Source organism: Blastopirellula sp. J2-11 (assembly GCF_024584705.1).
Classification (GTDB): domain Bacteria; phylum Planctomycetota; class Planctomycetia; order Pirellulales; family Pirellulaceae; genus Blastopirellula.
This window is the reverse complement of the sequence record NZ_CP097384.1, coordinates 4388933-4415930: the sequence shown is the minus strand read 5'-3', so window position 1 is coordinate 4415930 and position 26998 is coordinate 4388933. Positions and strand designations below refer to the sequence as shown.

General features: G+C 57.5%; 18 protein-coding genes. 13 read left to right on the top strand and 5 right to left on the bottom strand.

Annotation, left to right across the window (positions count from 1 at the left end; genetic code table 11):
• Positions 1–97: 97 nt before the first annotated feature.
• The 4 genes from M4951_RS17455 to aroA all read left to right on the top strand — a co-directional run bounded on the left by M4951_RS17455 (position 98) and on the right by aroA (position 8028).
• Positions 98–2632: a hypothetical protein gene (locus M4951_RS17455; RefSeq protein WP_262022923.1), complete on the top strand. Its 2535-nt coding sequence runs from the start codon at positions 98–100 to the stop codon at positions 2630–2632.
• A gap of 196 nt (positions 2633–2828) precedes the next feature.
• Entirely contained in the window at positions 2829–4805 is a 1977-nt protein-coding gene (locus M4951_RS17450) for a multiheme c-type cytochrome (RefSeq protein WP_262022922.1), read from the top strand.
• On the top strand, positions 4802–6526 hold the full coding sequence (locus tag M4951_RS17445; RefSeq protein WP_262022921.1) for a hypothetical protein: 1725 nt from the start codon (positions 4802–4804) through the stop codon (positions 6524–6526). Before M4951_RS17450 ends, M4951_RS17445 begins: the two co-directional genes overlap by 4 nt.
• Before the next feature lie 215 nt (positions 6527–6741).
• On the top strand, positions 6742–8028 hold the full coding sequence (gene aroA / locus M4951_RS17440; RefSeq protein WP_262022920.1) for a 3-phosphoshikimate 1-carboxyvinyltransferase: 1287 nt from the start codon (positions 6742–6744) through the stop codon (positions 8026–8028).
• Between the two features lie 815 nt (positions 8029–8843).
• Here the strand turns inward: aroA and M4951_RS17435 are convergent.
• The 3 genes from M4951_RS17435 to M4951_RS17425 all read right to left on the bottom strand — a co-directional run bounded on the left by M4951_RS17435 (position 8844) and on the right by M4951_RS17425 (position 11362).
• Positions 8844–9200 carry an ATP-dependent Clp protease adaptor ClpS gene (locus M4951_RS17435; RefSeq protein WP_262022919.1) on the bottom strand — a complete coding sequence of 119 codons (357 nt, stop codon included), beginning with the start codon at positions 9198–9200 and terminating at the stop codon, positions 8844–8846.
• Between the two features lie 260 nt (positions 9201–9460).
• Positions 9461–10066 carry a hypothetical protein gene (locus M4951_RS17430; protein WP_262022918.1) on the bottom strand — a complete coding sequence of 202 codons (606 nt, stop codon included), beginning with the start codon at positions 10064–10066 and terminating at the stop codon, positions 9461–9463.
• Between the two features lie 396 nt (positions 10067–10462).
• Entirely contained in the window at positions 10463–11362 is a 900-nt protein-coding gene (locus tag M4951_RS17425; RefSeq protein ID WP_262022917.1) for a sugar phosphate isomerase/epimerase family protein, read from the bottom strand.
• A gap of 605 nt (positions 11363–11967) precedes the next feature.
• Here M4951_RS17425 and M4951_RS17420 point away from each other — a divergent pair.
• The 7 genes from M4951_RS17420 (at position 11968) to M4951_RS17390 (ending at position 19573) form a co-directional block, all read left to right on the top strand.
• Positions 11968–12855: a LysR family transcriptional regulator gene (locus M4951_RS17420; protein WP_262022916.1), complete on the top strand. Its 888-nt coding sequence runs from the start codon at positions 11968–11970 to the stop codon at positions 12853–12855.
• 123 nt (positions 12856–12978) lie between these two features.
• On the top strand, positions 12979–14304 hold the full coding sequence (gene hflX / locus M4951_RS17415; RefSeq protein ID WP_262022915.1) for a GTPase HflX: 1326 nt from the start codon (positions 12979–12981) through the stop codon (positions 14302–14304).
• A 2-nt stretch (positions 14305–14306) separates the two neighbouring features.
• Positions 14307–15125 (top strand): SDR family NAD(P)-dependent oxidoreductase, encoded by an 819-nt coding sequence (locus tag M4951_RS17410; RefSeq protein ID WP_262022914.1) that lies wholly within the window; start codon positions 14307–14309, stop codon positions 15123–15125.
• 107 nt (positions 15126–15232) lie between these two features.
• Positions 15233–16720 carry a Gfo/Idh/MocA family protein gene (locus tag M4951_RS17405; RefSeq protein ID WP_262022913.1) on the top strand — a complete coding sequence of 496 codons (1488 nt, stop codon included), beginning with the start codon at positions 15233–15235 and terminating at the stop codon, positions 16718–16720.
• A 192-nt stretch (positions 16721–16912) separates the two neighbouring features.
• Positions 16913–17179, top strand: coding sequence for a BON domain-containing protein (locus tag M4951_RS17400; protein WP_262022912.1), 267 nt, complete (start codon positions 16913–16915; stop codon positions 17177–17179).
• 99 nt (positions 17180–17278) lie between these two features.
• On the top strand, positions 17279–18031 hold the full coding sequence (locus M4951_RS17395; RefSeq protein ID WP_262022911.1) for an RluA family pseudouridine synthase: 753 nt from the start codon (positions 17279–17281) through the stop codon (positions 18029–18031).
• Positions 18032–18370: 339 nt separating this feature from the next.
• Positions 18371–19573 (top strand): amidohydrolase family protein, encoded by a 1203-nt coding sequence (locus tag M4951_RS17390; protein ID WP_262022910.1) that lies wholly within the window; start codon positions 18371–18373, stop codon positions 19571–19573.
• A gap of 126 nt (positions 19574–19699) precedes the next feature.
• Here the strand turns inward: M4951_RS17390 and purM are convergent, their stop codons facing one another.
• On the bottom strand, positions 19700–20761 hold the full coding sequence (purM, locus tag M4951_RS17385) for a phosphoribosylformylglycinamidine cyclo-ligase (protein WP_262022909.1): 1062 nt from the start codon (positions 20759–20761) through the stop codon (positions 19700–19702).
• Positions 20762–21200: 439 nt separating this feature from the next.
• Between purM and glgX the strand changes: the two genes are divergently transcribed.
• Together glgX and M4951_RS17375 are read left to right on the top strand one after the other, a co-directional pair.
• Entirely contained in the window at positions 21201–23288 is a 2088-nt protein-coding gene (gene glgX / locus M4951_RS17380; RefSeq protein ID WP_262026934.1) for a glycogen debranching protein GlgX, read from the top strand.
• 273 nt (positions 23289–23561) lie between these two features.
• The gene (locus M4951_RS17375; RefSeq protein ID WP_262022908.1) at positions 23562–25163 is read left to right on the top strand and encodes a hypothetical protein; all 1602 of its coding nucleotides are present in this window, start codon (positions 23562–23564) and stop codon (positions 25161–25163) included.
• Between the two features lie 3 nt (positions 25164–25166).
• Here M4951_RS17375 and aspS read toward each other — a convergent pair whose 3' ends face one another.
• Entirely contained in the window at positions 25167–26951 is a 1785-nt protein-coding gene (aspS, locus tag M4951_RS17370; protein ID WP_262022907.1) for an aspartate--tRNA ligase, read from the bottom strand.
• Positions 26952–26998: the final 47 nt, after the last annotated feature.

Below are 26998 nucleotides of genomic sequence, written 5' to 3'. Positions count from 1 at the left end.
TTGCAGGTGCATCGTCGTCTACGGAGAAGAGGCACTCCCCGTCGTGACGCCGCCCCATTGATATATTCCCGCCCCCATTCACGATGATTTGTCCGTCATGACCGATCCCAATAATCCGTATTACCGCTGGCTAGGACTCTCCGTTTATGGCCGCCCAGACTACTACGCGCTGCTCGGCCTGCGGACTTACGAGACCGATCCGCAGCTGATTTCCGCCCAGGGAGAACAAGCCTTCCTGCGCGTGCAAACCCAACATGGTGGAGCGGAAGAAGGTTCCCGTCAGCAAATCTTGCAAGAAATCGCGGCGGCACGCGCCTGTTTGCAGAATCCGACGCAAAAGGGAATTTACGATCAACAACTGCAGCAGTACTACGCCCAGTATGGGGGCGCTCCGTACGGCGGAGCCCAATACGGCGGAAATGCGGGTTACGCTCCTGCTGCGCAGCCGAACCAGCCGAATCCCATGGCGCCGGCCGGTTATCCAACCTCTCAGGGGGGAGGTTACGGCGGCGCTCCGATGTCCGCGCCTATGGGAACCGCCGGTGGACCACAGACGGCTCCTAGTGGGAGCGACGCGCCGGTCCAAGTCGGCGGTCGCAGCGCTTCGACCGCCAAACGCGCAAAATCACGCGCCAAAGGGGGTTCCAAAATGTTTTGGATCTCCGCCGTCCTGGTGCTGTTATTAGCCGGCGGCGCCGTCGGGGGATTCGTTGTTTGGCAATCCAACCAACAAGCCCAGGAAGTCGCCGACGCGGAACCGGTTGCGCCGGTTTCTCCAGTGATGGAATCCTCGACCGAGGTTGTCGAACTGGAGAAAGAAAAGAAGCCGAAGCGAAAGCCTGGAAAACGTCCTACTGCGGAAGAATTGGCCGGTTCGATTCCTGGTCTGGGGGATCCCGGCGAGCGGTTAGAAGCGATGGGCGAAATGCCCAAGCCGAAACCTCCGGTCAAGCCGCAACCGACCGCAGCGGAAAAGCAACAACTTCAGACCGCGATCGAAGCCGCTTGGAGCCAGTTGGCGGCGAAGAATTTTGGGGCTGCGCAAACGACCCTGGCTGGCGTCTCATCCCTGAATAAGACGGACCAAGGCGAAGCTGAATTTCAACGAGTCGACCAACTCGCCAAAAATCTGGTCGCTTTCCATAATGCGGTCGATAGCACGCTGGAAAAGCTGCAAGGGGGCGAGCAATTGCAGGTCGGCACGACCGAGTTCACCGTCGCTTCCAAAACTTCGTCCCACCTGGTTTTGCGAGTCGCAGGCCAGAACCGATCGTACGAGCTGGCCAATTTGCCTGAAGGTTTACGCCGCGCGCTGGCGCTGTACGGTCTCTCGGGTGACGACGCGCAAAAGAAGCTGGTCGAGGGTTCGTTTCTGCTCTTCTCCGACATCGCAGATCCTGGTCACGCGATGGACGTTTGGAAAGAAGCGGCCGCACAAGGCGCCGACATTTCGACTTACATCGCACTCGCCGATGAAAAGAGCCGATACGCTCCGAGCCAGCGCAACGCAGCGCCGGTCATGACCTCGGTCGAAGAACCGGGTGCGGCTCCCGAGACGTCTTCGCCGCCTGCGATGGTCGCAGTCTTCAATGACCAAGAATCAGCCGCCGTCCGATTAGGACAAATGTTGACCGCCGCGAGACAAGCGCTCGTCGAGCGCAAACCGGATGATGCCCAGCGTATGCTGGCCGAAGCGGCGCCGCTAGCCGTTTTGCCCGCTCACCAACAAAAGGTTGCGCGGCTGCAAAAGTTGGCCGACCATGTTCAGCTTTTTTGGACCGCCGTCAGTGAAGAGATGGCCGGTTTAACCGCCGATACCGATCTGACCGTCGGTTCGACGGTCGCGCGAATTGTCGAAAATCGCGCTGACTATTTGGTCATTCGCGTCAATGGAGAGAATCGACGCTACACGCTGGCGGAACTTCCCGCCGGTCTGGCGATGCACTTTGCGACGGAACGGCTGACCGAGGACGACGCGCAATCAAAATTGATCCGCGGTTGCTACTTGTTAGTCGCTCCGGAAGGTGGAGTCGATCGCGCTGTAGCGATGTGGGACGAGGCGAAACTAGCCGGCGCCGACGTGGGGGATTTGCCGTTGGTCGCAACCGACAATTACGATCTGGCTGACGATTTGTTGGTGCAGGTCGATGTTCCCAGCGACGCGTCGCTGACAGACGCGACCGCCAAGTTTCAAGCGAAGTGGGCGAGTTCGTTCGCCAATGCGAAGCGTTCTAGCGACCACACGGCGCTCGCGAAAAAGTTGCTCAGCGAAGGAAAGTCGATTGGCGATGACGCCCAACTGCAATTTGTGACCTTCCGCTACGCGCTGGCCGAAGCGGCCAAGGGGGGCGAATTGCCTCTCTGCAACGAGATCGTTCTCGACTGGGCGAAGCGATTTTCGATCGACCCGCTGGAGTGGGACCTCAAGTCGTTTCAGCTAGCGGCTGCTAGCGAAGGTTCGTTGCAACAGGAGCGTGTCGCCAAATATGCGTTGACGCTAGCACCTCGTTTGCTGAAAGCGGGACGTCGTGACGAAGCGGTCTCCGTCGCTAAAACCGCCGAAATCGCCGCGAAAAAAGTACGCGACAAGGGACTTGTCGAGCAAGTCGAGCAGCTCCAGAAATCTTTATAGGTCCCCCTTTAGGTCGGGTTTTGCGGTTTCGGCCGCCTCTTTCGATTGAGCGAGTCGCGTGTGATGCGAGCATCGCGCTGCGAGCATCTATTACATCAAATTCGCAACGAGAATCGGCCGAAAATTCCTACTGAATGTGTGCGCCAAGCCCCGGCGCGCCGTTCATGGATGGAACTTCAAGGGATGGATTCTCAAGATGTTGCAACGTATTACGCGGAGTCGCCGCGTCTTCGGCCTGGTCGCGCTATTGATCGGCGCACTCGGCGTCGCGTCATTGATCATGCCGGGTCATCAGCCCCAAGCAGTCGCGGTCCCTCATACCATCACGCCGGGCAATTACCCGTATGATTGCGACTGGCCCGACGTCTATCTCATCCTGCAGAACAAATGTGCAGGTTGCCATCGTCCCGAATCCGATCGCATCGATCTCTCCAGCTACGAGGCGATGATCGACGCCGAGAAGTTCGGGAACAAGTTGATCGTCCCCGGCAGTCCCAAAGATTCGATGTTGTGGGACTACGTCAACTGGAACGTCCATCAAACGGATGATTCGACGGCGCCGCGCAAGCCAGAAATGCCGCCGGAAAAATCAGCCTGGTTAAGCGCCGGACAATTAGAAACGGTCCAGCGCTGGATCACCAACGGCGCCCTCGAGTTCACGCTGCCCATCCATTGCAAGCCGCCGGTCACGGAAATGGATTTTCCGAGCGCCCAGCAATGTGCTTCGTGTCATCCCAAACAATATGACGAGTGGTCGCGCTCGATGCACGCCTACGGTCAGCAGAGCCCCATCTTCGAAGCGTTCACGCTGACGTTAATCGAGCGAACAGGCGGAACGATCGGAACCTTTTGCACGCGTTGTCACACGCCGGTCGGCATTGCGATGGGCGAGACAGGCAGCACGCGCAACGTGCATCGTTCGCGGATTTCGCTGGAAGGAGTCACCTGCGTCACGTGTCATCGACGCAATACGGTTCACTTTAAAGCTTCTGGTCGCGTGCCGGTGACGCCTGGCGCTGTGTTGGACACCTGCATGTTTGGCCCGTTTGATGATTCGGTCAGCGGTCCCGATACCGGTACGCATCCGGCGGCCGGATTTCCCTACATGAAATCATCGCAGTTCTGCGGCGAATGTCATGACGTGACCAGCGCTGACGGCGTGCGGTTGGAAGAAGCGTTCAGCGAATGGCAAAACAGCCCTGCCGCGAAGATGGGGCAAACGTGCCAGTCATGTCACATGGGCCCCGTGCAAGGCGTCTCGGTCGCCGATTGCAATCGTCCGCTTGGCTATGCGGCGGTTGTGCCTGGCATGCCGCAAGACAGCTTGCCGCTGCGCAATTTGACAGATCATACGTTCGCCGGCCCTGACTACTCGCTGCTGCCGGATACCGAGTTTCCTGAGAAGCTCGATTGGATGTACGAAACCGACTATCGCGATTGGGACAGTCTGACGCCGTACCAAAAGGAAACCTTGGTGTCGCTGCGCAAGAAGAATCGACGCTCGCTACGCATCGCGGATGCAAAACGCTACGAAGTGCTCCGCAACGCCGCCGTGATCCATGTCAATTCGCCGGCGACCGCGAAGGTGGGGCGTAAGACCGACGTCCGTGTTGATGTCGAAAGCATCATGGCCGGACATAGTTTGCCGACCGGTTTTACCGCGGAGCGTCAGGTTTGGGTTGCAATCACTGTCCGAGATCCGCAAGGTCGCGTCGTCTTCGCGTCGGGCGACTTAGACAACAACGCGGATCTGCGCGACGATCATAGTCATCAGGTTCTTACCGGCGAAATTCCGTACGATCATGATCTCTTGAATTTTCAAAACAAGTTTGTCGCCTTGTCGAACAAGGGGACCGATCGCACGGTCGTCTTGTCGGTCAATCGAAACATCTTGCCGGTCAATGTGCTGAGACCCAACAACGGGTTATCGGCGTCGTTTGGCCGCCCCGGAACGTTTCGAATCGCCAAAGGGAGCTTGCCGCCGTTGTCGACGCGCGGACAAACGTACAAGTTTTCGCCTGACTGTCCCGGGACCTACCAGGTGGATGTACGCTTGAATTTCCGTCACCTGCCGCCGACGCTGTTGGATCATATCGGCACGCCGCACTTGAAGCACTTGCTGGAGATCGTCGTTATCGATTCATGGACCGGCGCGATTGAGGTGGCGCCGTGAGAATTCAAGCCATCCGCAAATTTATCGCCGCTGCGCTGGCCGCAGTTGGGTTGACGCAGTTTCCGTCTATCGTCGCTGCACAGATTCCAGAGCCGCTCCCGAACTGGGCGGTGACGGCGGCGGTTCCGATCAATCCGGTTCGTGGTCGCGAGAATCGCTTGGCCACGTCGTCGCGACAGACGCAGCATGTGGAAGAAGAAGTCGCCCCCATGCTTCTCTCGAGCGGTACGGCCGAAAGCCAGCCGCCGCGAGTCGCCACGCTGTCGCCGATTCAGATGATCGCCCCTGATCAGTTGCTGGGGCCGGCTGAAAAATATTGGGATGTGTCGATACCTTTTCCGGAAGCGGTCGAGACGCCTGATCCTGCCGATGAATATCTGCCTCCGTTGGAGGAAGAGCTTTGGAACCACGGCGGCTCTTATCTCTATTCGCCCGAAGGGGATCGATTGGGCTGGCCGTGCAAGGGAGAAGGGGAGCATTACGAACTGCTCCGCTTGCCGGAAGATACCGTCGCTCCGATGCCGGTTACCTGGTTCGCCGAGTTTCTGGGGAACGATCCGATTCGCGTTTGGGATCTAACCTGGCTGCGCGGATACAACAATTGGGAACCGCGCTTTGTCGGCTATGGAAGCTACGAGCTCGCAGCCCTCGCATTCAGACAAGGGACGGCGCGGCAAGACGCACTGGCCCATCAGCTCATCGCGGATTTCGATCTGCAACTGACCGGGACCGAGCGGTTTCATCTTCAGTTTCGACCGTTGGGCAAGGGGAACACCGGCGGATCGTATTACCAATTCAACGATCCGGCCGGATACGTCGACAACTCGACCGGCGAACCGACTCGCTATTGGTTTGAAGGCGAGTTGGATAGCATCTTCGGCGGATTTTTCGACCCGTTCGCCGTACGCGACGTCGTTGTCACCGCAGGGCGTTTTCCGTTTGCGCTGCACAACGGTTTGTTGATGAACGACGAAATGTTAGGCGTCGTCGTCAATAAGAATACGATCTATCTGGGCAACATCAGCAACATCAACGTCCAGGGGATTTACGCAGCGACCGATGTGCGAAATACGGCCGACCCCGATTCGGGATTGTACGGAGTCAACATCCAAGCGGACTACGATCGGGTATTTCACGTCTTTAGCGCTTTGGCCGTCAATACGCCCGATGCTCCGGGACGCGATCAGCAGTTTTTGGCCTACAGCCGAACCAAGTTCTACGGCCCGGTGACGATCGCCGGCCGTGCGCTTTTCAAGTTTGGCGATGAAGCCGGTATCGGCTCGGGCCAGTTGTTCGTGCTGGAAAGTAACTTGACGCGATATTTCGATCACGAGTTTCTCGGTATTGATCATTGCGTTTACTACTGCAACGCCTTCTATGCTCGCGACGGCTGGAACCCAGCAGGAAGCGGTAACTACAATCGTCTGCGAACGGCGTTTGAAGTCGATCCGTTGGTGCAGATCGCTTCGGGACGAACCGTAGGCCCCAATAGCGGCGTCGCGCTGGGCGTACAGTACTTTCGCCATCACGAAGATGAGTCGATCATTCCCGAAATCGCCTACGAGGCGCCGACCGGCGATCCGGTTTGGGGATTGGGGCTGCGTTACCTCCGCAAGACGAGCCAGCGTTCTTTTTTTGAGGTCCTCGGCGTCGTGAACTTCTCCGACACGCAGATTTATCGCCGAGACGGCATTTCGATCTCGCAGACGATCATCTTTTAAGAAAGAGGTCGGAAAGTGGGGGGCGAGAGAAAAGGGGGTCAGTAGAGAAAATGGGGTCAGGTCCTAATTTTGCAGCAAAATTGGGACCTGACCCCATTTTCTCTACTTCGGCGACTTGCTGAGAACCGTAGTGGAGCGGATTCCCTCGCTGCTGACGCGGCCGGTTTCCGCTAAAATAGCGGCAGACTTTCCTGCATACCTGTTGAGACGTGCCTGTGACTAGCCGGATTGAGATTGTTCCTGCGCCGCCGATTCTCGGTTCGATCCTGCCGCCGGGATCGAAAAGTTTGACGAATCGCGCCTTGGTGATTGCGGCGCTGGCTCAGGGGAAATCGTCGTTGACCGGCGCCTTGGAGAGCGAAGACACGCATGTCATGATCGACAGTCTGCGTCGACTGGGGATCGAAGTGCGGCATGATCGCAGCGCTCGCGTGATCGAGGTCGCCGGTTGCGGCGGGGTGATTCCGTCGTCCGACGCGGATCTGTTTGTCGCCAACAGCGGCACGACGATTCGTTTTCTCACCGCGATGGTCACCGCCGGAAAGGGACGCTATCGGCTAGACGGTATCCAGCGGATGCGAGAGCGGCCGATTCGCGACTTGCTGGAAACGCTTACCGCCCTCGGCGTCCCGTGTCGTAGCGAAGCGGAGAACGGCTGTCCGCCGGTCGTGGTGGAGACGGTCGGGTTGGTCGGCGGGGTCGCCCAGATCGCTGGCGATATCAGCAGTCAATACCTCAGCGGACTGTTGATGGCGGCGCCCTACGCCGCCCAGGGAGTCACACTGGAGGTGGTCGGCGAGTTGGTTTCGAAGCCGTATGTTCATATGACAACCGCCGTCATGCGTGATTTTGGCGTCAACGTCGACGCCGGCGATTTGACCCAATTGGTCGTTCCGCATGGCGAATATGTGGGGCGTCAGTATGCGATTGAACCGGATGCATCGGCAGCGAGTTACTTTTGGGCGGCGGCGGCGATCACCGGCGGAAGCGTGACCGTCGAGGGGTTATCGCGTGACGCGTTGCAAGGAGACGTCGCATTTTGCGAGTGTCTAGAGCAGATGGGTTGTCAGGTCGAATACGGGCCCAGCTCGATCAAAGTGGTTGGCAATCGCCTACGAGGGATCTGCGTTGACATGAATGCGATCAGCGATACCGTGCAGACGCTCGCTGCGGTCGCCTTGTTTGCGGATGGTCCGACCACGGTGACCGGCGTCGCCCATAATCGTCACAAAGAAACCGATCGAATTGGGGACCTGGCGTCTGAACTGCGCAAGCTGGGGGCTATTGTTGAAGAACTGGAAGACGGGATCACGATCGTTCCCGGCAAGTTGCAAGGCGCTGAAGTGGAGACCTACAACGACCATCGCATGGCGATGAGTTTGGCGCTGGTCGGATTGCGACAGCCGGGCGTCGTGATTTTGAACCCGGGCTGCACCGCCAAGACGTATCCGCACTACTTTGAAGATCTGTCGCGGCTAGCCGGAGTTGAGTTTTCTTCGTAGCCCGCTTCGCGAGCTTTGAAGTTGCGCTATTTCGAATCAAGCGAACACTAGCCCGCAGCGCCAGCGAGGGAATACGGCTCGCACTTCAATCCGGGTTAGGATCGCCAACCCTATTCCCTCGCTCGCGCAGCGGGCTAGTGTTCTGTCAAACCGCTATTTTCGGCTTCCACGAAATCAGCCGCACGGCGTTAGTCGCGGTTTCTGTCACCAAGTGTCTTTCGCAAATGAGTTCCCATCAGAAACCGGTGCTAACGCACTACGGCTAATAAGAACATGGCGCCCGAAAATTGTCGCGTGACAGAACACTAGCCCGCAGCGCAAGCGAGGGAAAGCGGCTCGCCACTTCAATCCGTGTTAGGATCGCCAGCTCTATTCCCTCGCTCGCGCAGCGGGCTAGTGTTCTGTCAAACCGCTATTTTCGGCTTCCACGAAATCAGCTGCACGGCGTTAGCCGCGGTTTCTGTCACCAATAGCCTTTCGCAAATGAGTCCCCATCAGAAACCGGTGCTAACGCACTACGGCTAATAAGAACATGGCGCCCGAAAATTGTCGCGTGACAGAACACTAGCCCGCAGCGCCAGCGAGGGAATGCGGCTCGCACTTCAATCCGGGTTAGGATCGCCAACTCTATTCCCTCGCTCGCGCAGCGGGCTAGTGTGACGATTTTCGGTGGATTCGGACCCTGTTTGAACGTGCTTCACCTGTGTTCAACACTTCCTGAATTGCTAAATAGCGCAGCCTCAAAACTCGTGATTCGGCTACGAAGAGGATGGGCTGCGAAGGGATTTGGGCGGCGGCGGCTTGCAGCGGGCTGTCTATTGGGGCAACGGTTCGAGGGTCACTCTCAGCGGGAGCGCCCCTTTGCTCTTCATTTGCGGATCGGCGCCGCGCGAGCGAATTTGGTCGACCTTCAGCTCGGCGACTTCCAGGGCGCCGCTCCAGATCGCGCTGCGACCTTGCTTGTGGACGTTGATCGTCAGCTGGAGGCATTTTTCCAGCTCATAGCCAAACACCTTGCGCAGCGTCTCGATGACAAAGTCAAAAGTGTTGATGTCGTCGTTGTGCAAGATCACGACGTACGGCGGCTGGCGCTTCGTCTTGTTGCGTGTGTCGGTCTTGGTGTCGGATTGAGTCGCGGGGGCGTCAGCCACCGCCGCATCTTGTTTCGCCATCTGAATTTCTCCCACGATGGGGACAAGGGTCTATCCCTTTTGGTTATCGCGGAGCAGGGCGAAAGTCAATTCTTTTTTTGTTCGGCTTTCGCCTCAGGAAATCGCGCCGCGGCGGACCGACGTGTCAGCCGCAGACGCGAGTATTTCCCGAAAGGAGCGAGTCTGTCAGGGCTTCCGCAAGTTAATCTCGAATTGGCGTCCGTGCCAAAGTTCGCCGCCCGTGGCGTAATCGAGTCACTTTTGGAAGGCCTGGCGGTGGGTTAGTCGTTCGGAATCATCGAGTCATCGACGACCTGAAGCAATTTGGAAATGCAAAGCTTGTTCATGCTGGTGCGACGCGTGTGGGCTTCGACGCGTAGCGACTCGTGCAAGCTTTTCGGCAGACGAACCGTGATCACGCGGGTCGGCTCTTTCGATTCGGCCTGAACGCTGGTTCGTTCGCGCAGCTTGGCGATCATCAGTTGGATTTCGCCGTACTCTTCGCAATGCTCGAAGTCGTTCAGTTGTTCCGGCACGTTGAACAGGCGACGAACGACCCCTTCGACTCCGAGGATCTCGCGGAAGAAGGTGACCCAGTCGGGCGACTGGCGAAACAAATCGCGAGCGACTCGCAGCGCTTCCTGCTTCTTCTCGGCGACTGACGCTTGCGGCGCCATCGTTGCTGTCGGGGCGGCCGGGCCAGCATGGGTCGGGTTCATCGGGGGAGTCGGGTTCGACGCCAGCGGCGACGACGACAACGGGCTCGGCTGCGACGATGACGTTAGTCGCTGCGGGGCCGCAGCGGCATACGGATTGTTTTGGGGATAGCCGGTCTGCGGTTGGCTCGGGTTGGCGTAAGCTCCGCCGTGTTGGTGGAAATCGGGCATATCGGGCTCCTTCCTTTCGATTGGAAATTGGCGTTCAGTCCTTCACCGTGAACGCAACGGTAAAGGGTATCCCAGAATCCTTGCCATCGAGTCAAGACCAGCATCGAAGTGATTGCAGTGCAAGCACTTACAGCTGATAGCAAAGCTTGCATGTTTTGGCGGCAGTCGCGCCTGTTTTTTAGGCACGGGTTGAGTTGCACAACTTTTAAGCAGTCCTCCTTTTCTGATTGAGGGTACTGTCCCGGTTTCGACCTCCAATTTTGTCCAAAATAGTTCAAAAAGTTTCCCGTCCGGCGGTTCAGCGCAGCAAAAAGCCCGCCCAAGTGGTGGCTTGGGCGGGCTGAGATGTTTTACGCGAGAATCAGTCGCTCGATTTCAGGTGCTAGCAAAGTTCGGTTAGCCGAGCTTCTCGGCGCAACGTTCCAGAAGTTTGCGGGTCGCGATGATCCCTTCGACTTCCGGCAGTTTGTTGCCTTCGTATTCGACGCCGACGTAGCCGTGATAGCCGAACTTCTTGACGACGATATCCATCATCTTGAAGTAGTCGGTGTGGGTTTCGTTCCCTTCCGAATCGAAGTCGTGGCTCTTGGCGCTGACCGCTTTGGCGAACGGCATCGTTTCTTCGACCCCTTTGTAGCGGTCATATTCGTGGAAGTTGCCGAAGTCAGGCAGCGTGCCGCAGTTCGGCAGGTCAACCGTCTTCATCACGCCGGCGAGCCACTCGCCGTTCGAAGATAGGCCGCCATGGTTTTCGACGATGACGTTGATCCCATGCGGCTGGGCGAATTCGCTGAGACGGCGAAGTCCGTCGGCCGCCAGTTTCATCCCTTCTTCGTACTTGGCGTTGGTCCGCGCGTTCACGCGAATCGAGTGACAGCCCATGAACTTGGCCGCTTCGACCCACTTGTAGTGCTTTTCGATCGCTGCGGTCCGTTTGGCGTCGTCGCTATTGCCGAGGTCCCCTTCGCCGTCGATCATGATCAGCAGGCGTTTGACGCCCTGGTCGTCGCTGCGCGAGATCATTTCGCCCAGGTATTTTTTGTCTTTGGCTTTGTCGGCGAAGAACTGATTGACGTATTCAATCGCTTCGATGCCGCATTCTTCTTTGGCGACTTTGGCGAAGTCGAGGTTATCGAGCTTGCCTCCCTTCAGCGCTTTGTGCAGCGACCATTGGGCGAGCGAAATCTTGAACGGGGCTTTGGCGTCGGCGGCCAATAGCGACGAGGTCGGCAAAGCGAAGGCGCCTGCGGCGGCGGCCGAGAATTGCAGAAAGGAGCGGCGATCAATGCGAGTCATGCGTGAGAAGTCCTTTGATGGAGTGCTTACTGCGGGGGTCTTACGAAGAACGAGTCGTAACTCAAATATATCCCGCAGGAATTCGTCACACAACGAACGGACGCGTGTTGCCCTTAATTCTCCACCGCATTATCGGCATGATCCGACTCGGAACCGCTGCGAACGGCGGCCAACGCCGCATACGCCCCCAGATTGGCTGTCGACGACGATCAACAGGAAGTGACGAATGTCGAAGCACGAATAACGAAGCGATTTCGTCGCAATTTCCCGGTTGGCCGCGATAGCTCCGCTATCGGGGCGGCGCAGCCGTAAGAGGCATTGGTTCCTGGTAAGCAGTTCGAGGCCATTTCGCCATATTAAACGGCGCGGCAACCACCGCTGTCAGGTCCGATCACGGCTCGATGCCTCCTACCGACTTCGTCGGCCCCGATAGCGGAGCTATCCGGGCCAACCCGAATTCGTTCGGCAAATATCGCAACTTTAAAAACTCGCATTTCGGGCTACGAAGATCTCTCGCTTTCTGTAGATCGCCACGATGCTTTCAATGCATTGCTGGGCTGCTTACAATGCGTATTGGTTATTGGAATCGCGCGCCGAGAAAATCGATGGAAATCAGTCAGCTGCGTTATTTTTTGAAAGTGGCCGAGTGGAAGAATTTCACGCGGGCCGCCGAAGATCTGCTGGTCTCGCAGCCGGCGCTGAGTCGCTCGATTGGCAAATTGGAAGAAGAGTTAGGGCAACCGGTCTTTGAGCGGCAATCCCGATCGATCGTGCTGACCGAAGCAGGGCGGCTGTTGCAGTCACGCGCCGAGCAGATCTTGTCGCTGATCGAAGATACGAAGTCCGAGATTACGGACGACGGGCGAACCGGGCGAATTCGGATTGGCGCCATTCCGACGATCGCCCCTTATTTTCTGCCGGGGCTGTTGCAAGCGTTCGCGGCGACTTCGCCCGAGTCGACCCTAACCGTCCAGGAAGAAGTGACCGAAAAATTATTGCAGCGGGTCGCCCAAGGAGAAGTGGATGTGGCGCTGCTGGCGCTGCCGGTTTCGATGCAGCATATTGAGATCGAAGCGTTGTTTGACGAAGAGTTGTTGTTGGCGATGCCGGCGGGGCACCCGCTGGCGACCAAAAGGCGAATTACGATCGCCGATGTGCGTCCGTATCCCTTTATCTTGCTGGATGAGGCGCATTGTTTGTCGGATAACATCGTCTCGTTCTGCCGGCAGAAGTCGTTTCACCCCGTTTCTGTCGAGAAAACGAGTCAGTTGGCGACCGTGCAAGAGTTGGTCGCGTTGGGACATGGCGTTTCGATGGTTCCGCAGATGGCTCGCCGTCTGGATCAGGATGGGCGGAGAATTTATAGTTCGCTTCACGCGCCGAAACCGCAGCGAACGATCGCGATGGCCTGGAATCCTTACCGGTTTCAAAGTCGTTTGGTAGAACGGTTTAAGGAAGTAACGCGAAAATATCGTGTTGCGAACGCCGCGTGAACCTATTTGGGGGGCCTGCGTCCCTCCACTTCCGCCGCGAGAGACTCTTGGAGGTTTCTTGTGGTGGGATAAGATAATGACAGAACATCTTTTCAATTCCTTACAACGGTATCCCGAGGCCGCGTGACTCAACGAGAACGGAAACAAAGCGTCGCCGAAGAAAAATCGGTGTTGGTCAAAGTCATTCTCCCCGAGACGATCGTCGGCGATGATCCTCTGGACGAGCTTGCGGGGCTGGCGACAACGGCCGGCACCGAAGTCGTAGGAAGAATGACGCAGCGCCGCGATAAGCCGGAGACGGCGACCTATCTAGGCTCTGGTAAAGTCGAAGAGTTAAAGCTGTGCGCGGAAGCTTCGGAAGCGGACGTCATCATCTTCGATAACGAACTGTCGCCGGCCCAGACTCGCAATCTCGAGCAGGGAACCGGGCTGAAGGTGATTGATCGAACCGAGCTGATTCTCGATATCTTTGCGACGCATGCGCAAACCTATGAGTCGCGGCTCGCGGTCGAACTGGCGCAGTTGCAATATGCGCTTCCCCGACTCAAACGGATGTGGAGTCACTTGGACCGCATCAAGATGGGCGTCGGGATGCGTGGACCGGGTGAAAAGCAATTGGAAGTCGACCGCCGACTGGTCGAGAAGCGGATTCGCGACTTGAAAGACGATCTGGCGAAAGTCCAAGGTCGTCGCGAGCGAGAAGTCGCTTCGCGCCGCAACGTTATGACAATCTCGATTGTCGGTTACACCAACGCCGGCAAAAGCACGCTGATGAACTATCTGACCGAAGCGCAAGTTTTGGCCGAGGATAAGCTGTTCGCCACGCTGGATACGCGTACGCGTCGCTGGCAACTTCCTCACTGGGGACCGGTGTTGCTAAGCGATACGGTCGGATTCATTCGCAATTTGCCTCACCGTTTGATCGCCAGTTTTAAAGCGACGCTCGAAGAAGCGCGTCAGGCCGACTTGCTGCTGCATGTCGCCGACGCCAGCAATCCCGACGTCGTCAATCAGATCAGCGCGGTTTATGAAGTGCTGGAAGAGATTGGGATTGAAGAAAAAGATGCGCTGCTGGTCTTAAACAAGATCGACGCCGTGAGCGATCAACATACGCTGGATGTGCTGCTGCAGCGCTATCCCGGCGCACTGCTGGTCAGCGCCAAGACAGGCGAAGGACGTGAGAAATTCGCGCTGGCGGTCAGCGATGCGTTGAGCCGCAGTTTCCGCGATGTGGATGTCGAAACGGGAATCGACAACGGCCGCTTGATGGCTTATCTCGCGTCGCACGGAGAAGTGGTCTCGAAAACCTATAGCGAGACGCGGATGCGCATTCATTGTCGTTTGCCGGCCCATTTTCTCGGCCGCATTGATGATCCCGATACCGTGATTCGTGATCATGTGCCGACCGAAACGGCCGAGGATAAAGATCCGATCGAAGAAGTCGCCTGACGATGGCGCGTCGTCAACTGCGTGATCAGCGTGCGATCGTCACCGGCGCTTCCAGCGGAATCGGCCGAGAATTAACGCGGCAGTTAATCGCCGCCGGCGCCAAAGTGGTCGCCACCGCGCGGCGCGCAGATCGCCTAGAAGAGCTAGCCGCCGAAGTCGCGGCGCCAAAACAGTTGGTCATCGTCCCCGGCGACATCTGCGATGGGGCGCTGCGAACAGAGTTGGTCAGCGCCGCTAACTCGCAGTTTGGGGGACTCGATCTGCTGATCAATAACGCCGGGATCGGGGCGCTCGGTCCGTTTGCCGACGGATCTCCCGAGCGGCTGCGACAGGTCATGGAGGTCAACTTCTTCGCGCCAGTCGAGCTCATCCGGACGGCGATCCCTTCGTTACGCCGCGGCAAGTCGCCGGCGATCTGCAACATTTCTTCGATCTTAGCGCATCGCGCCGTTCCAGCGAAAAGCGAATACTGTGCTAGCAAATTTGCAATCCACGGTTTTAGCGATGCGCTGCGAGCCGAACTTGCTAGCGAAGGGATTGATGTCATCCTGGTCAGTCCCAGCACGACCGAAAGCGAGTTTACGACCGCGGTGATCGAAAAGGCGGGACGTCAGCCGGCCAAGGGGAAGGGAGCGATGACCTCTGCTGAGGTTGCCAAAGCAGCGATTAAGGCGGTCCAATCCGGCAAGCAGGAAGTGATCCTGAGTTTCGGAGGAAAGGGGCTCGTGTGGCTGGATCGCTTGGCGCCGACCTGGGCCGATTGGCTGGTGACGCGGTTTGGCTTTGATAGCGAAGCAGGCTCGCGAAGAGAAAAATCATAGGCGTAATGATTTCCAAATGAACCGAGATCGTTTATCATAGGGGAAGTGCTGTTGCACTTATCCCTACCTTACGCGCATTCTTTTTGCCCACCTAATTGGAGCGCCCAATGACTTTGAAGTCTCGTCGTCAATTCTTGGAACAATCGATGTTCGCATCGGCCGCAGCTGTTGCGGCCAGCGCCGCATCTCCGCTGATGGCGGATGAGCCGAAGCAAAGCAGTAGCCCGAACGAAAAACTGCGTGTCGCGACGATCGGCGTGAACGGTCGCGGGATGTCGCACGTGGGCGGAATGCTCAACCGCAAAGATACGGAATACGTCTACATCTGCGACGCCGACTCGGACGTGGCCGCTCGCCGCGCCAAGCAAGTTGCCGACAAGCAAGGGAAGAAGCCGCAAATCGCGACCGACCTGCGCAAGGTTTTGGATGACGACAGCGTCGACATCATCACGATCGCGACGCCGAATCACTGGCACGCGTTGGCCGCCATCTGGGCGCTGCAAGCCGGCAAAGACGTCTATGTCGAAAAACCGGTCAGCCACAATGTGAGCGAAGGTCGTCGCATCGTCGAAGCCGCGCGCAAATACAACAAGATCTGTCAGGCCGGTACGCAAAGCCGCTCGAACCCAGGCATGATCGACACGATCAATTTTGTGAAAAACGGCGGCATCGGCGAAGTCAAAGTTGCCCGCGGTCTCTGCTACAAGCCGCGCGCTTCGATCGGACCGGTCGGCGATTACAAGGTTCCGGCTTCGGTCGACTACGATCTGTGGTCGGGGCCGGCTCAATTGGGCCCGGTGACCCGCAAGCAGTTCCATTACGATTGGCACTGGCAATGGCCGTATGGGAACGGCGATCTCGGCAATCAAGGCATCCATCAAATGGATATCGCGCGCTGGGGACTCGGCGTTGACGAACTGAGCTCGCAGGTGATCAGCTACGGCGGTCGTTACGGCTACGAAGACGCCGGCACTACGCCCAACACGCAGGTCATCATTCACAACTACGGCGACAGCGCCCTGGTGTTTGAAGTTCGCGGATTGGTCTACGACAAGTCGACGCCAGAGAGCAGCCGGAAGTACAAGGGTTCGAGCGTCGGCGTGATCTTCGAGGGAACCGACGGCTATGTCGTTATTTCCTCGTACAACGGCGGCGCCGCCTTCGATAAGAATGGCAAGAAGTTCAAGGAGTTCAGCGGCGGTGGTGACCAGCACCACTACGACAACTTCATCGAAGGCGTTCGTTCGCGCGACGTTGCCAGCTTGAACGGCGACATCGTAGAGGGCCATCTTTCCAGCGCTCTTTGCCACACGGGGAACATTTCGTACCAATTGGGCGAAAGCGTCTCGGCCGGCGAATGCCTGGAACGTTTGGAAGAGTTGGATACGACCGAAAACGTCAAAGCGACGTTGGGCCGTTACACCGACCACCTGAAAGACAACAAAGTCGATCTGGCGAAGGACAAAGTCAAGCTTGGTCCGAACCTGAAGATGGATCCGAAGAGCGAAACCTTTATCGGGAACGAAGCGGCCAACCACAAGTTGTCGCGCGACTATCGCAAACCGTACGAAGTTCCGGCTGCGGGCAAGGTCTAAGACCACCCCTCCGATTCGTCAAAATCGAAAACGCCGGCACTCGCTTGCCGGCGTTTTTCGTTTTTGAGGGGCTGTTCTACAGCGTGAACTACGCGAAATGTTCGCACTCAATTCATTCAGAGTTCGAATGAAGGACGTAATTTAGAGAGAAAGAGAAAACCCATTATGCCAATTGGATCAGGAAGTCTTCCAATGAACGCTATTTCAACGGAACTGGAAATCATGGCCGGCGAAGATCGTCGCGCATCGTCTGACGCCATTCTCACGACGGCTGCTCGGCAGATGCTGGACGCCAGCGGGCGCACCGAACTGTCGCGCCTGTACTGCGCCGCTTGCGACGGCGAAGTTGTCCTGTGCGGCACCGTCCCGACCGACACGCTGAAACTGTCCGCGGTCCGCCTGGTGTCGCGTCTCACTTCGGTTCGGCGCGTCTCGGATTTCATCGAAGTCGCCCATTAGCAGTCAGACGCTGCTCAACTTTCCGGAGCCCGGCAATCGTCAGTTGACGCAAAACTAGTCGCCTGACGCGATCTCCGTCCGCTTCGCTATAATGGCCGGATGAATGAATCCCCTTCGCCCCGCGTGGATATCCTCTACGAACAGGGCCCCTGCTTTTGTATCGCCAAACCGGCTGGGTTGCTGACTCAGGCTCCCCCGCACATCGATAGTCTGGAGTCGCGTTTCAAAGCGTTTATCCGGCAACGCGACTTGAAGACCGGCAAAGTTTATCTCGGCGTTCCCCATCGGTTGGATCGACCTGTTTCTGGCGTGCTGACGTTTGCTCGGAATGTACGTGCTGCGCGGCGGATCTCGCAGCAATTTGAAACGCGTCTAGTGCGGAAGGTCTACTGGGCGTTTGTCGCCGGTCAGCCCAGTGAAGATCGGGGAGTTTGGGAAGATCCGATCCGCAAAATCCCCGATGTCGCGATGGCCGAGATCGTGCCGCCTTCGGATCCCGGCGCACGCTGGGCGAAACTCAAGTACGAAGTGCTTCGCCGAACCGAGCAGGGCGCCTGGCTCGAGATTGAACTCGACACGGGTCGCTACCATCAAATCCGCGTGCAGTGCGCATCGCGCGGATTTCCGATCTTGGGAGATGTCTCGTATGGCGGCGAGATCCCGTTTGGTCCGCAAAGTGACGACGAACGAGCGCGACATATCGCGTTGCACGCGCGCTATCTTCGTTTGAAGCATCCGATGGTCGACGAGATCGTCGCCGTCACGGCGCCGCTGCCAGAGACCTGGAATGCGATCGCCGGTTGGCATGCCGAGTGGGAAGCCCAACGCGTGATCGAGGATGTTGCCCCTTAGGAATATTTGGCGATCATCTATCTTCGTAGCCCGCTGCGCTTTTTGAAGTTGAGCTATTTGCAATTCGCGAACGATCGAACACGCATAAAGGACGTTAATACGGCCAGAATCAACCGCAAATCGTCACACTAGCCCGCCAGCGCGAGCGAGGGAATAGAGTTGGCGATCCTAACACGGATTGAAGTGGCGAGCCGCTTTCCCTCGCTGGCGCTGGCGGGCTAGTGTTCGATGGATTCGAAATAGCGCAACTGCAAAAAGCGCAGCGGGCTACGAAGAGGAATCGGCGCTAGCGGTTTCCAATAACAAAACTTCAATACGCGTGATTGAGGATCCGACGTCATGAGCGACGCGTCTGTTTGCTATCGAGCGAAATGGCTCGTTCCCGTCGATCAACCGCCGATCGAAGGGGGACTTCTGACGGTCGCAGCCGGGAAGATTGTCGCGGTTGGCGAAAATCTCTCGGGACAGCCGCCGATCGATTGCGGCGATGTAGCGCTGGCGCCGGGGCTTGTGAACGCGCATACGCATCTGGAATTCAGCAACATTGCGCAGCCGCTTGGCGAACCAGGCATGTCGTTTCCCGTCTGGATTCAACAAGTAGTTAGCCAGCGGCGTGCGGCTGGCGAGTTGTTGGAATCGCAAAAAACTGCGGCGATTTCTGCTGGTATCGAAGAATCGCAAGAGCAGGGGATCGCGGCGCTCGGCGAGATTACGACGATTCCCTATTCGCTTGCCATGTATGCGGCCGAAGCCGGCGTCGTTTCGCTCTTAGAACTGATCGGCCTGGCGCCGGAGCGCTGTGAAGAGTTGATAGCGGCGGCGAAGTTTCATTTGCAGAGCGCTGCGGCCAATGACAAACGAGCGGGACTCAGTCCGCACGCTCCTTATTCCGTTCATCGTGATGTGGTCTCGGCGGCGGCGCAATTGTCGGCCGAGTCGAAAATACCGCTGGCGATGCATCTGGCCGAATCTCGGGAAGAGCTAGAACTTCTCGATCGCCAGACCGGGCCGTTTCGTGAAATGCTAGAGAATTTTGGCGTCTGGCGCGACGACGCGTTTTCGGCGGGAACGCGGCCGCTCGACTATCTCCGTCGCTTGTCGCCAGCGCATCATGCGCTCGTAATCCACGGCAACTATCTGGATGACGAAGAACTGCGATATATCGCCGAGCGTCCGGAGTCGCTGACCTTGGTCTATTGCCCACGCACGCATCAATACTTTGGGCATGCGCGTCACCCGTTGTCGAAGCTCCACCCAACAGGGGCAGCTCTGGCGATTGGGACCGATTCACGGGCTTCCAATCCCGATCTGGCGCTCTGGCGCGATGTGCGCCTTGCGGCACAGATTTTTCCAGAAATTCCCGCCAGCGACTTACTGCGGATGGTGACGTTAACGCCGGCGATTGCGCTGGGAATCGAATCCACCTACGGCTCGCTGAGCGTGGGGAAAGCGGCGAAGTTCGCGATGTTTCCGCTTCCTGCGAACGTACCGCTGAGTCAGTTGCCTGCAGCGATGTTGGCCGTAGAGCCGCAAGCGCGTTGAAAAAATGGCGAGCCGAAAAAGGAGAAGGAGTCCGCCGAAAAAGGGGGTCAGGTCCCAATTTTGCAGCAAAATTGGGACCTGACCCCCTTTTTCGGCTCGCCATTTTTTCGGCCGCTCGATTCGCGGCTACTGAATTGTCACTTTTCCGCTGCCGTCGATCACTTCGCCGATGTCGAACGCTTCCAAGCCGCAGTCGGCGACAATGCTCTTCACGCTGTTGGCGTAGTACGAACTGACGATCAGGGTCAGGCCGATTCCCATGTTGAAGACGCGTGCCATTTCGGCCTCTTCGATTTCGCCCAGCTTTTGCAGCCAGGGGAAGACCGCAGGGCGGTTCCAAGATTGCCCGTCGATTTGCACGTCGACGTTCTTGGGAAGGATGCGTTCGATATTCTCGGCCAAGCCGCCGCCGGTGATATGTGCGACGCCGTGGACGACGTTTTTCACTTTGTAGTGGTTCAGCACTTTGCGAACCGGAGCGACGTAAATTTTGGTTGGTCGCAGCAGCGCTTGCCCGACTGTTTCGCCCAATTCGTCGATGTGCTGATCGACGGTGAGTTGGGCCAGTTCAAAGACCACTTTGCGGACCAGGCTGAACCCATTGGAGTGGATTCCGCTTGAGCTGAGCCCGATCACTTTGTCGCCGGGGGCGATCGCCGAACCGTCGATTAAATGCGCACGTTCGGCGACGCCGACGCAAAAGCCGGCCATATCATAATCCCCCACCTGATAGATGTCGGGCATGATCGCGGTTTCGCCGCCGACCAAGGCGCAGTCCCCCTGAAGGCAGCCGTCGGTAATTCCTTCGACCAGATCTTCGAGCAGATCGGGGTCATCTTTCCCCATCGCGATGTAGTCGAGAAAAAAGAGGGGTTCGGCGCCGCAGCAGATCGCGTCATTGACGCACATCGCGACTAGATCGACGCCAACCGTCTTGTGAATTCCTGTTTTTTCCGCGATTTTCAATTTCGTACCGACGCCGTCGGTGCACGAAATAAGGACGGGATTCTCGTACTTGCGGGCAAATAAAGAATTATCAAAGTCGAGCTTAAACAGCCCCGCGAATCCACCGTCGAGCTTCATCACTCGCGGGCTGTGGGTTCGGCGGACGAGCCGCGGAAGTCGCGACATCGACTCGGCGTAGATATCAAGATCGACGCCGGCGTCTTTGTAAGTTGCTTTGGCCATTGACTTTATTCGTGCAAGCTGCGGAAGAAAGAGGCTATTTTCCCGCTGCTGGTCCAGATTGTCAACGAGCCGAGCAAGTTAATGAGGAATCTGACTAGACCACGTTTTTTGAGCTAATTCCCACGAAATACCGCATCTAGCCTCGTGGATTGTTCCCGATGGCGCAATCGTTGCTATGATCCGTGTGGAAGGGATTGCGCGGGATGTGCGAATCGCTTGCTCCTAGGGCGACGTCATTGATTGTCATAGGCGGCAAGGTTTTCGTAGTGCTTCACCGTTGACCCTAAGCTATTGTTTCGCCAGATGATGCAACAAGCGACTAGATCCCAAAAAACAAAATAGCGAGGGGTGATTTCCACGACACGACTTCAAGTCGGGTGTTAGCTTTTAATCGCTGATGCGAGGAAGCCCGTCTGACGAAGGAGCAATGTCGTCACCTATGCTTATGGTTTATCCCCACCCAGAGTTACAGTTTACTCATATCCTTCCGTACGGCGCCGTGCTGCACGAGCGAGGCGTTCAGTTTGTCGTCTTCAGTCGCAACGCGACGGCGATGCGACTGCTGATGTACAAATCGGTGGACGATACCGAGCCGTCGGAAATTATCGATTTCGATCGAGACACCGACCGTTGGGGCGACATCTGGAGCATCTTTGTTCCAGGCGTCAGCGCCGGCCAACTGTATCACTTCCAAGCCGAAGGTCCGTACGATCCAAGCCGCGGAATGCTGTTTGACGGTCGAGCGCGCTTGATCGATCCGTACGCCAAAGCTTTGGCCGGAACGTTTCAGCCGGCTCTCGACGGCATTGTGCGACCGCCTAAATGCGTCGTGGTCGATGACCAGTTTAACTGGGAAGGAGATCGCCATCTCCGCCGTGATTTGTCGGAATCGATTATCTACGAGATGCACGTCAAAGGCTTTACGGCCAGCGATACGTCTGGAGTCAAAAATCCAGGCACCTACGCCGGCGTGGTCGAGAAGATTCCGTATCTGAAATCGCTTGGCGTGACCGCGGTCGAACTGATGCCGGTCCATGAATTTCCGATCATGGACATGATGACCGGTGAAAAGCCGACCCGTAACAACTACTGGGGCTACGACTCGATGGCGTTCTTTGCGCCGCATCGAGGTTACGCCGCCAGCAAAGAACCAGGCGGCCAGGTTCGCGAATTCAAAGAGATGGTCAAGGCGCTGCATCAGGCAGGGATCGAGGTCATTCTCGACGTCGTCTACAACCATACTTGCGAAGGGAACGAGATGGGGCCGATCCTCGGCTTCAAAGGGCTCGAGAACCAGGTCTACTACATGATGGCCAACGGCGGCAGCCATTATAAAAACTATTCTGGCTGCGGGAACACGGTCAACGGCAACCATCCGATCGTCCGCGAGATGATCTTCCATAGTCTGCGACATTGGGTTCACAACTACCATATCGATGGTTTCCGCTTCGATCTGGCGTCGATTTTAAGCCGCGATCGCAACGGCAACCTGGTGCCGAATCCGCCGCTGGTCGAAGCGATCGCCGAAGACCCGTTGTTGGCCGACACCAAGATCATCGCCGAAGCTTGGGACGCCGCCGGCGCCTACCAGGTCGGTTCATTCGCCAACATGCGTTGGGCCGAATGGAACGGGCGGTATCGTGACGACCTCCGTTCGTTCTGGCGCGGCGATCCCGGCAAACTTGGCGCCTTGGCGACGCGTTTGGCGGGTTCCAGCGACCTGTATCAACCGGGCGGACGTCAGCCGTACCACAGTATTAACTTCATCACGTCGCACGACGGCTTTCCGATGAACGACATGGTGTCGTACAACGATAAGCACAACGAAGCTAACGGCGAAAACAATCGCGATGGCGACAACCACAACATCAGCTACAACTATGGCGTGGAAGGCCCGACGCGTCGTCGCAGCATCGAGAAAACGCGTCAGCGGCAAATCAAGAACATGATGACCACCCTGCTGCTGTCGCAGGGAGTGCCGATGATCTTGATGGGAGACGAATGTCGTCGAACGCAGGGGGGCAACAACAACGCCTACTGCCAAGACAACGAAATCTCCTACATGAACTGGAAGCTGGTCGAGAAGAACGCCGACCTGCGACGGTTTGTTAAAGCGTTGGTTGCGTTCCGACGCGATCAGCCGACCGTGCGGCAGAAACACTTCCTCAGCGGAAAGCCGACCGGACGTCGCGGGTTGTTTGACGTCAACTGGTATAGCGCGCTCGGAACGGCGGTCACCTGGGACGCGGCCGAAGGGACGCTGACTTGCGTCTTGGCGGCTCCCGAGCCGTTCAACGATCCGCATGGCGTCGGCCGTGACGTGCTGTTGATCATGAACGCCAGTGCGGCGCCGGCGCAGTTTATTCTGCCGCCGGTCGCCAAAGCGACCAGCTGGCGAATGTTTGTCGACACCGCCGCCGAACCGCCGGCCGACGTTTATCCTGATTTGAACGGCCCGCGTCCCCCTGCTTCCGGCAAGTTTGTCATGCCGGAACGCTCGATGCGAGTTTACGTCGCCGCGCGTTAAAACCGATATTTCGAGAATGATCGACATTTGATGGCCCGCACCGCAAGGTGCGGGCTATTCTTTTGAGTACGCCCCTAGAGCGGTTCCCTTTTAGTCTGTAGCGTTTTTGTTTGATTGCGGCGCTGACCAGCGTTGATCTGCATCGACGAAGCTTCGGCTTCGCCTGCTTCGGTTACCTTGGTCAGCTTGTTTCGCACTACGGCAGACGCTTCGCCTTCAGGGAAAACGCAGTTGTCGTGGGTCCATCGCTCCAAAATATCCCCGTAAAATTCCGTGGTACGCTGGAAAATTGTTCTCGTTTGCCAGACGCTCTTCGTCGCGTTATTCGCTCTCTGCGCTCCTTGGGTTTTGTACGCTATCGGCCCGGATGGAACCGCGTACGTTCAGCAAGCCGACTTTTTTGCGCGCGGCGATCTGTGGCAGGCCGCTTCGGGATACTGGAGCCCGCTGCTGTCGATCCTCTCAGCGCCGATGATTGCCGCCGGCCTCGATCCTGTCGTCGGATTTCGAATCGCGCAGGGGATCGTGGGTGTGAGCTATGTCGCCGCGGCCATTGGGGCGACCACCCATATATTTGAATTAAAGACTCGCGGGCAGTGGGTCGTTGGCCTGATCGCCACGCTGACTTGCGTTGCTTGGAGTTGTGCATTAACGACACCGGACGTCGCGATCGCATTGTTTTTGTTGCTCTATTTTCCGCTGTCCGCTTCGAACCGCCTACTGACCGACTGGCGGTATGCCGCCGCGGCCGGAGCATTGGGCGCGGTTGCGTTTCTCGCCAAAGCGTATGCGTTTCCCTTCTTTCTGGCGCACTTCACCTTTTGCGTTGCGATCCGATACTTCACCGATCGCAAAGAGACCGCTTTCTGGAAAGCGTGCGCTGGTTGGGGAGTTGGCGTTCTGGTCTTTGCGATTGTCGCGGGGCCGTGGATCGGAATTTTATCAAGCAAATACGGCCGGTTTACTTTTTCCAACTCGGGGGCGTTCAATCACTACCAGGTTGGCATCGAAGACTTTGATTGGCACGTGCTGTACAAGTTGCAATCGCCGGTCGAGGGACGCATCAACGTCTGGGAAACGCCGGAGAAGCTCGAGTTTGAAGATTGGTCTCCGATCTCGTCCACCGAAAACGTGATGCGCCAATTGCGGCATTTCAAAAGCAATGCTCGGAAGATTGTCGAAGGATTTTGGGTCTTTGACGTCTTCGGGCTGTTTCCGGCGGCGCTCTTCCTGGTCTGGTTGTCTGCCCTGGTTCACGGACCGGTCCGCGCTCGTTTTCTGGTCGTCTGGATGATCCTCACGTGCGGCATCTATGCCGGCGGATTTATGCCGGTCGCGTTCGAGATTCGCTATATGTGGCCTGTGCTCATGCCGCTGTGCATCGCGCAGTTGTGGGCGTTTTGCGAGCAACTGATCGCCGTCAATCCGCAGTCTGACCAGCAACCATCCCCCTGGCGACGCTTTGTGCCGCTGGGCTTTGCGATCTATCTGGTTTGCAGTTGCTCGCTGCGGCCTTCTTTTTATCTGCTGCGAGACGCAATCAGTGAACGAGCTTCGGGACGTGTTCAGCATCGCTTGGGTAATCAACTGCAAGCCGAACAGATCCAAGGACCAATCGCGATGATTGGTGATCGCTGGCAAGACGGGCTCTTGGTTTCGTACTATGCCAAGCAGCCCTATTTAGGCAAGACGTTTGCAGCCGATTGGACCGCAGCGCAGCAGGATTTTGAGGACTTCGGCGTGCAGACCTTGATCGTCGATTCGCGTGAACCGCTCTCCGACGAAATGCCAAACCACAGCGAGTGGCGATTGGTCGCTACGACGCCGGTTCTCGATTACGAACTGCGAACCTATCGCAAAACACAGGACCAATAGCGGCTATTTCTTCAGCTCGTCAGGGCGCAGGATCTTGATCGCCAGTTCTTCCAACTGTTTGCGATCGACATTGCCGGGCGCATCGGTCATCAGGTCGGCGGCCCGCTGCGTCTTCGGGAAAGCGATACAGTCGCGGATGTTATCTAAGCCGCCGAACAGCATCACCCAGCGATCGATCCCCAGCGCGATGCCGCCGTGCGGCGGAGCGCCATATTGCAACGCGTCGAGCAAAAATCCGAAGCGTTCTTTGGCGTCTTCCGGCGTCATCCCCAACAGGCCAAAGACCTGTTGCTGCACTTTGTTGTCGTGGATCCGCATGGTGCCGCCGCCGGCTTCGCTGCCGTTGATCACCAGGTCGTAGGCGACCGCGCGGCATTGGCCGGGATCGCTCGCCAGGTGCTCTAAGTCTTGCGGACGCGGCGCGGTGAAGGGGTGATGCATCGCGACCCAGCGATCTTCTTCTTCGTCATGGTCGAACATCGGGAACTCGACGATCCACGAGAAGTGCATCTGCTTCGGATCGTACAATTTCAGCTCGGCGGCCAAGCGTTTCCGCAGTGCGTACAGCGCCTTGCAGGTGACGCTGAACTTGTCAGCAACAATCAAGATCAAGTCGCCGGGCTCCGCGTCGAAGCGCTCTTTGAACTTGGCCAGCAGCTCTTCGGTAAAGTTTTTGGCGATCGGCGAGGCCAATTTGCCGTCCGCTTCGCACTTGAACCAAGCGAGCCCCTTGGCGCCAAAGTCGTTCGAGACGAACTCGGTCAATTCGTCGATCAAGCGGCGCGAGTACTTGTCGGCGGCGCCTTTGGCGTTGATGCCGCGGACGCGGTTACCAGCTTCGGCGACCGCTTTGAAGACGCGGAATTCGGCCTGAGCGGCCAGGTCGGTCGCGTCGACCAGTTCCATGCCAAACCGCAAGTCGGGCGCGTCGTGACCAAAACGCTCCATCGCTTCGTCATAGGTCATTTGCGGCAGCGGCAATTGAATGTCGAGCCCTTTCAGTTCTTTGGCGGTCCGTTGGACCAGGCCGTCGATGATGCCGATTACGTCGTCTTTGTCGACAAACGCCATTTCGACGTCCAACTGGGTGAACTCCGGCTGACGGTCGGCTCGCAGGTCTTCGTCTCGGAAACAGCGTGCGACCTGTACGTAGCGATCGTAGCCGGCCATCATCAAGATTTGCTTGTACAGCTGCGGCGACTGCGGCAGCGCGTAGAAGTGACCATGATGGACGCGACTGGGCACCAAATAGTCGCGAGCGCCTTCCGGCGTGCTGCGTCCCAGGATCGGCGTTTCGACGTCGATGAATTGTTGTTCTTCAAAATAATCGCGCATCATTTTGATGATGCGACTGCGCAGGAGCAGCGTTTCTTGCATCGCCGGACGACGCAGATCGAGATAGCGATGTTTCAGACGCAGGTCTTCGCCCGGCATATCTTGCTGCGTTGGCAAAAACGGGGGCGTCTTGCACTTGTTCAGGATTTCCAGCTCGACGCAGCGGATTTCGATTTCCCCGGTGATCAACTTGGGATTGACCGTTCCTTCAGGACGCGCGCTGACCTTGCCGCGAACTTGGATCACGTCTTCGTTGCGCAGGCCGCGAGCCGCTTCTTGCACGGCGGCGCCGCTTTCCGGACTAAAGACGACCTGCGTCTTGCCATAGCGATCGCGCAAGTCGATGAAGAGGCCGCCGCCATGGTCGCGATAGCTGTCGACCCAGCCGCACAAAGTAACTTCAAGGTCGATTTGAGCGGCGCGAAGTTCGCCGCAGGTATGCGTTCGTAACACAGGGGATTCCCGAATTTGGGCTGCCGGTAGGGGGGAAATCACGTATT

Bases quoted from the DNA above. Each gene is read 5' to 3' on its own strand.
- M4951_RS17455 (WP_262022923.1), top strand. From the start codon at position 98: ATGACCGATCCCAATAATCCGTATTACCGCTGGCTAGGACTCTCCGTT.
- M4951_RS17395 (WP_262022911.1), top strand. From the start codon at position 17,279: ATGAATGAATCCCCTTCGCCCCGCGTGGATATCCTCTACGAACAGGGC.
- M4951_RS17420 (WP_262022916.1), top strand. From the start codon at position 11,968: ATGGAAATCAGTCAGCTGCGTTATTTTTTGAAAGTGGCCGAGTGGAAG.
- M4951_RS17400 (WP_262022912.1), top strand. From the start codon at position 16,913: ATGAACGCTATTTCAACGGAACTGGAAATCATGGCCGGCGAAGATCGT.
- M4951_RS17410 (WP_262022914.1), top strand. From the start codon at position 14,307: ATGGCGCGTCGTCAACTGCGTGATCAGCGTGCGATCGTCACCGGCGCT.
- M4951_RS17435 (WP_262022919.1), bottom strand. From the start codon at position 9,200: ATGGCGAAACAAGATGCGGCGGTGGCTGACGCCCCCGCGACTCAATCC.
- M4951_RS17450 (WP_262022922.1), top strand. From the start codon at position 2,829: ATGTTGCAACGTATTACGCGGAGTCGCCGCGTCTTCGGCCTGGTCGCG.
- M4951_RS17390 (WP_262022910.1), top strand. From the start codon at position 18,371: ATGAGCGACGCGTCTGTTTGCTATCGAGCGAAATGGCTCGTTCCCGTC.
- purM (WP_262022909.1), bottom strand. From the start codon at position 20,761: ATGGCCAAAGCAACTTACAAAGACGCCGGCGTCGATCTTGATATCTAC.
- M4951_RS17405 (WP_262022913.1), top strand. From the start codon at position 15,233: ATGACTTTGAAGTCTCGTCGTCAATTCTTGGAACAATCGATGTTCGCA.
- M4951_RS17430 (WP_262022918.1), bottom strand. From the start codon at position 10,066: ATGCCCGATTTCCACCAACACGGCGGAGCTTACGCCAACCCGAGCCAA.
- M4951_RS17425 (WP_262022917.1), bottom strand. From the start codon at position 11,362: ATGACTCGCATTGATCGCCGCTCCTTTCTGCAATTCTCGGCCGCCGCC.
- glgX (WP_262026934.1), top strand. From the start codon at position 21,201: ATGCTTATGGTTTATCCCCACCCAGAGTTACAGTTTACTCATATCCTT.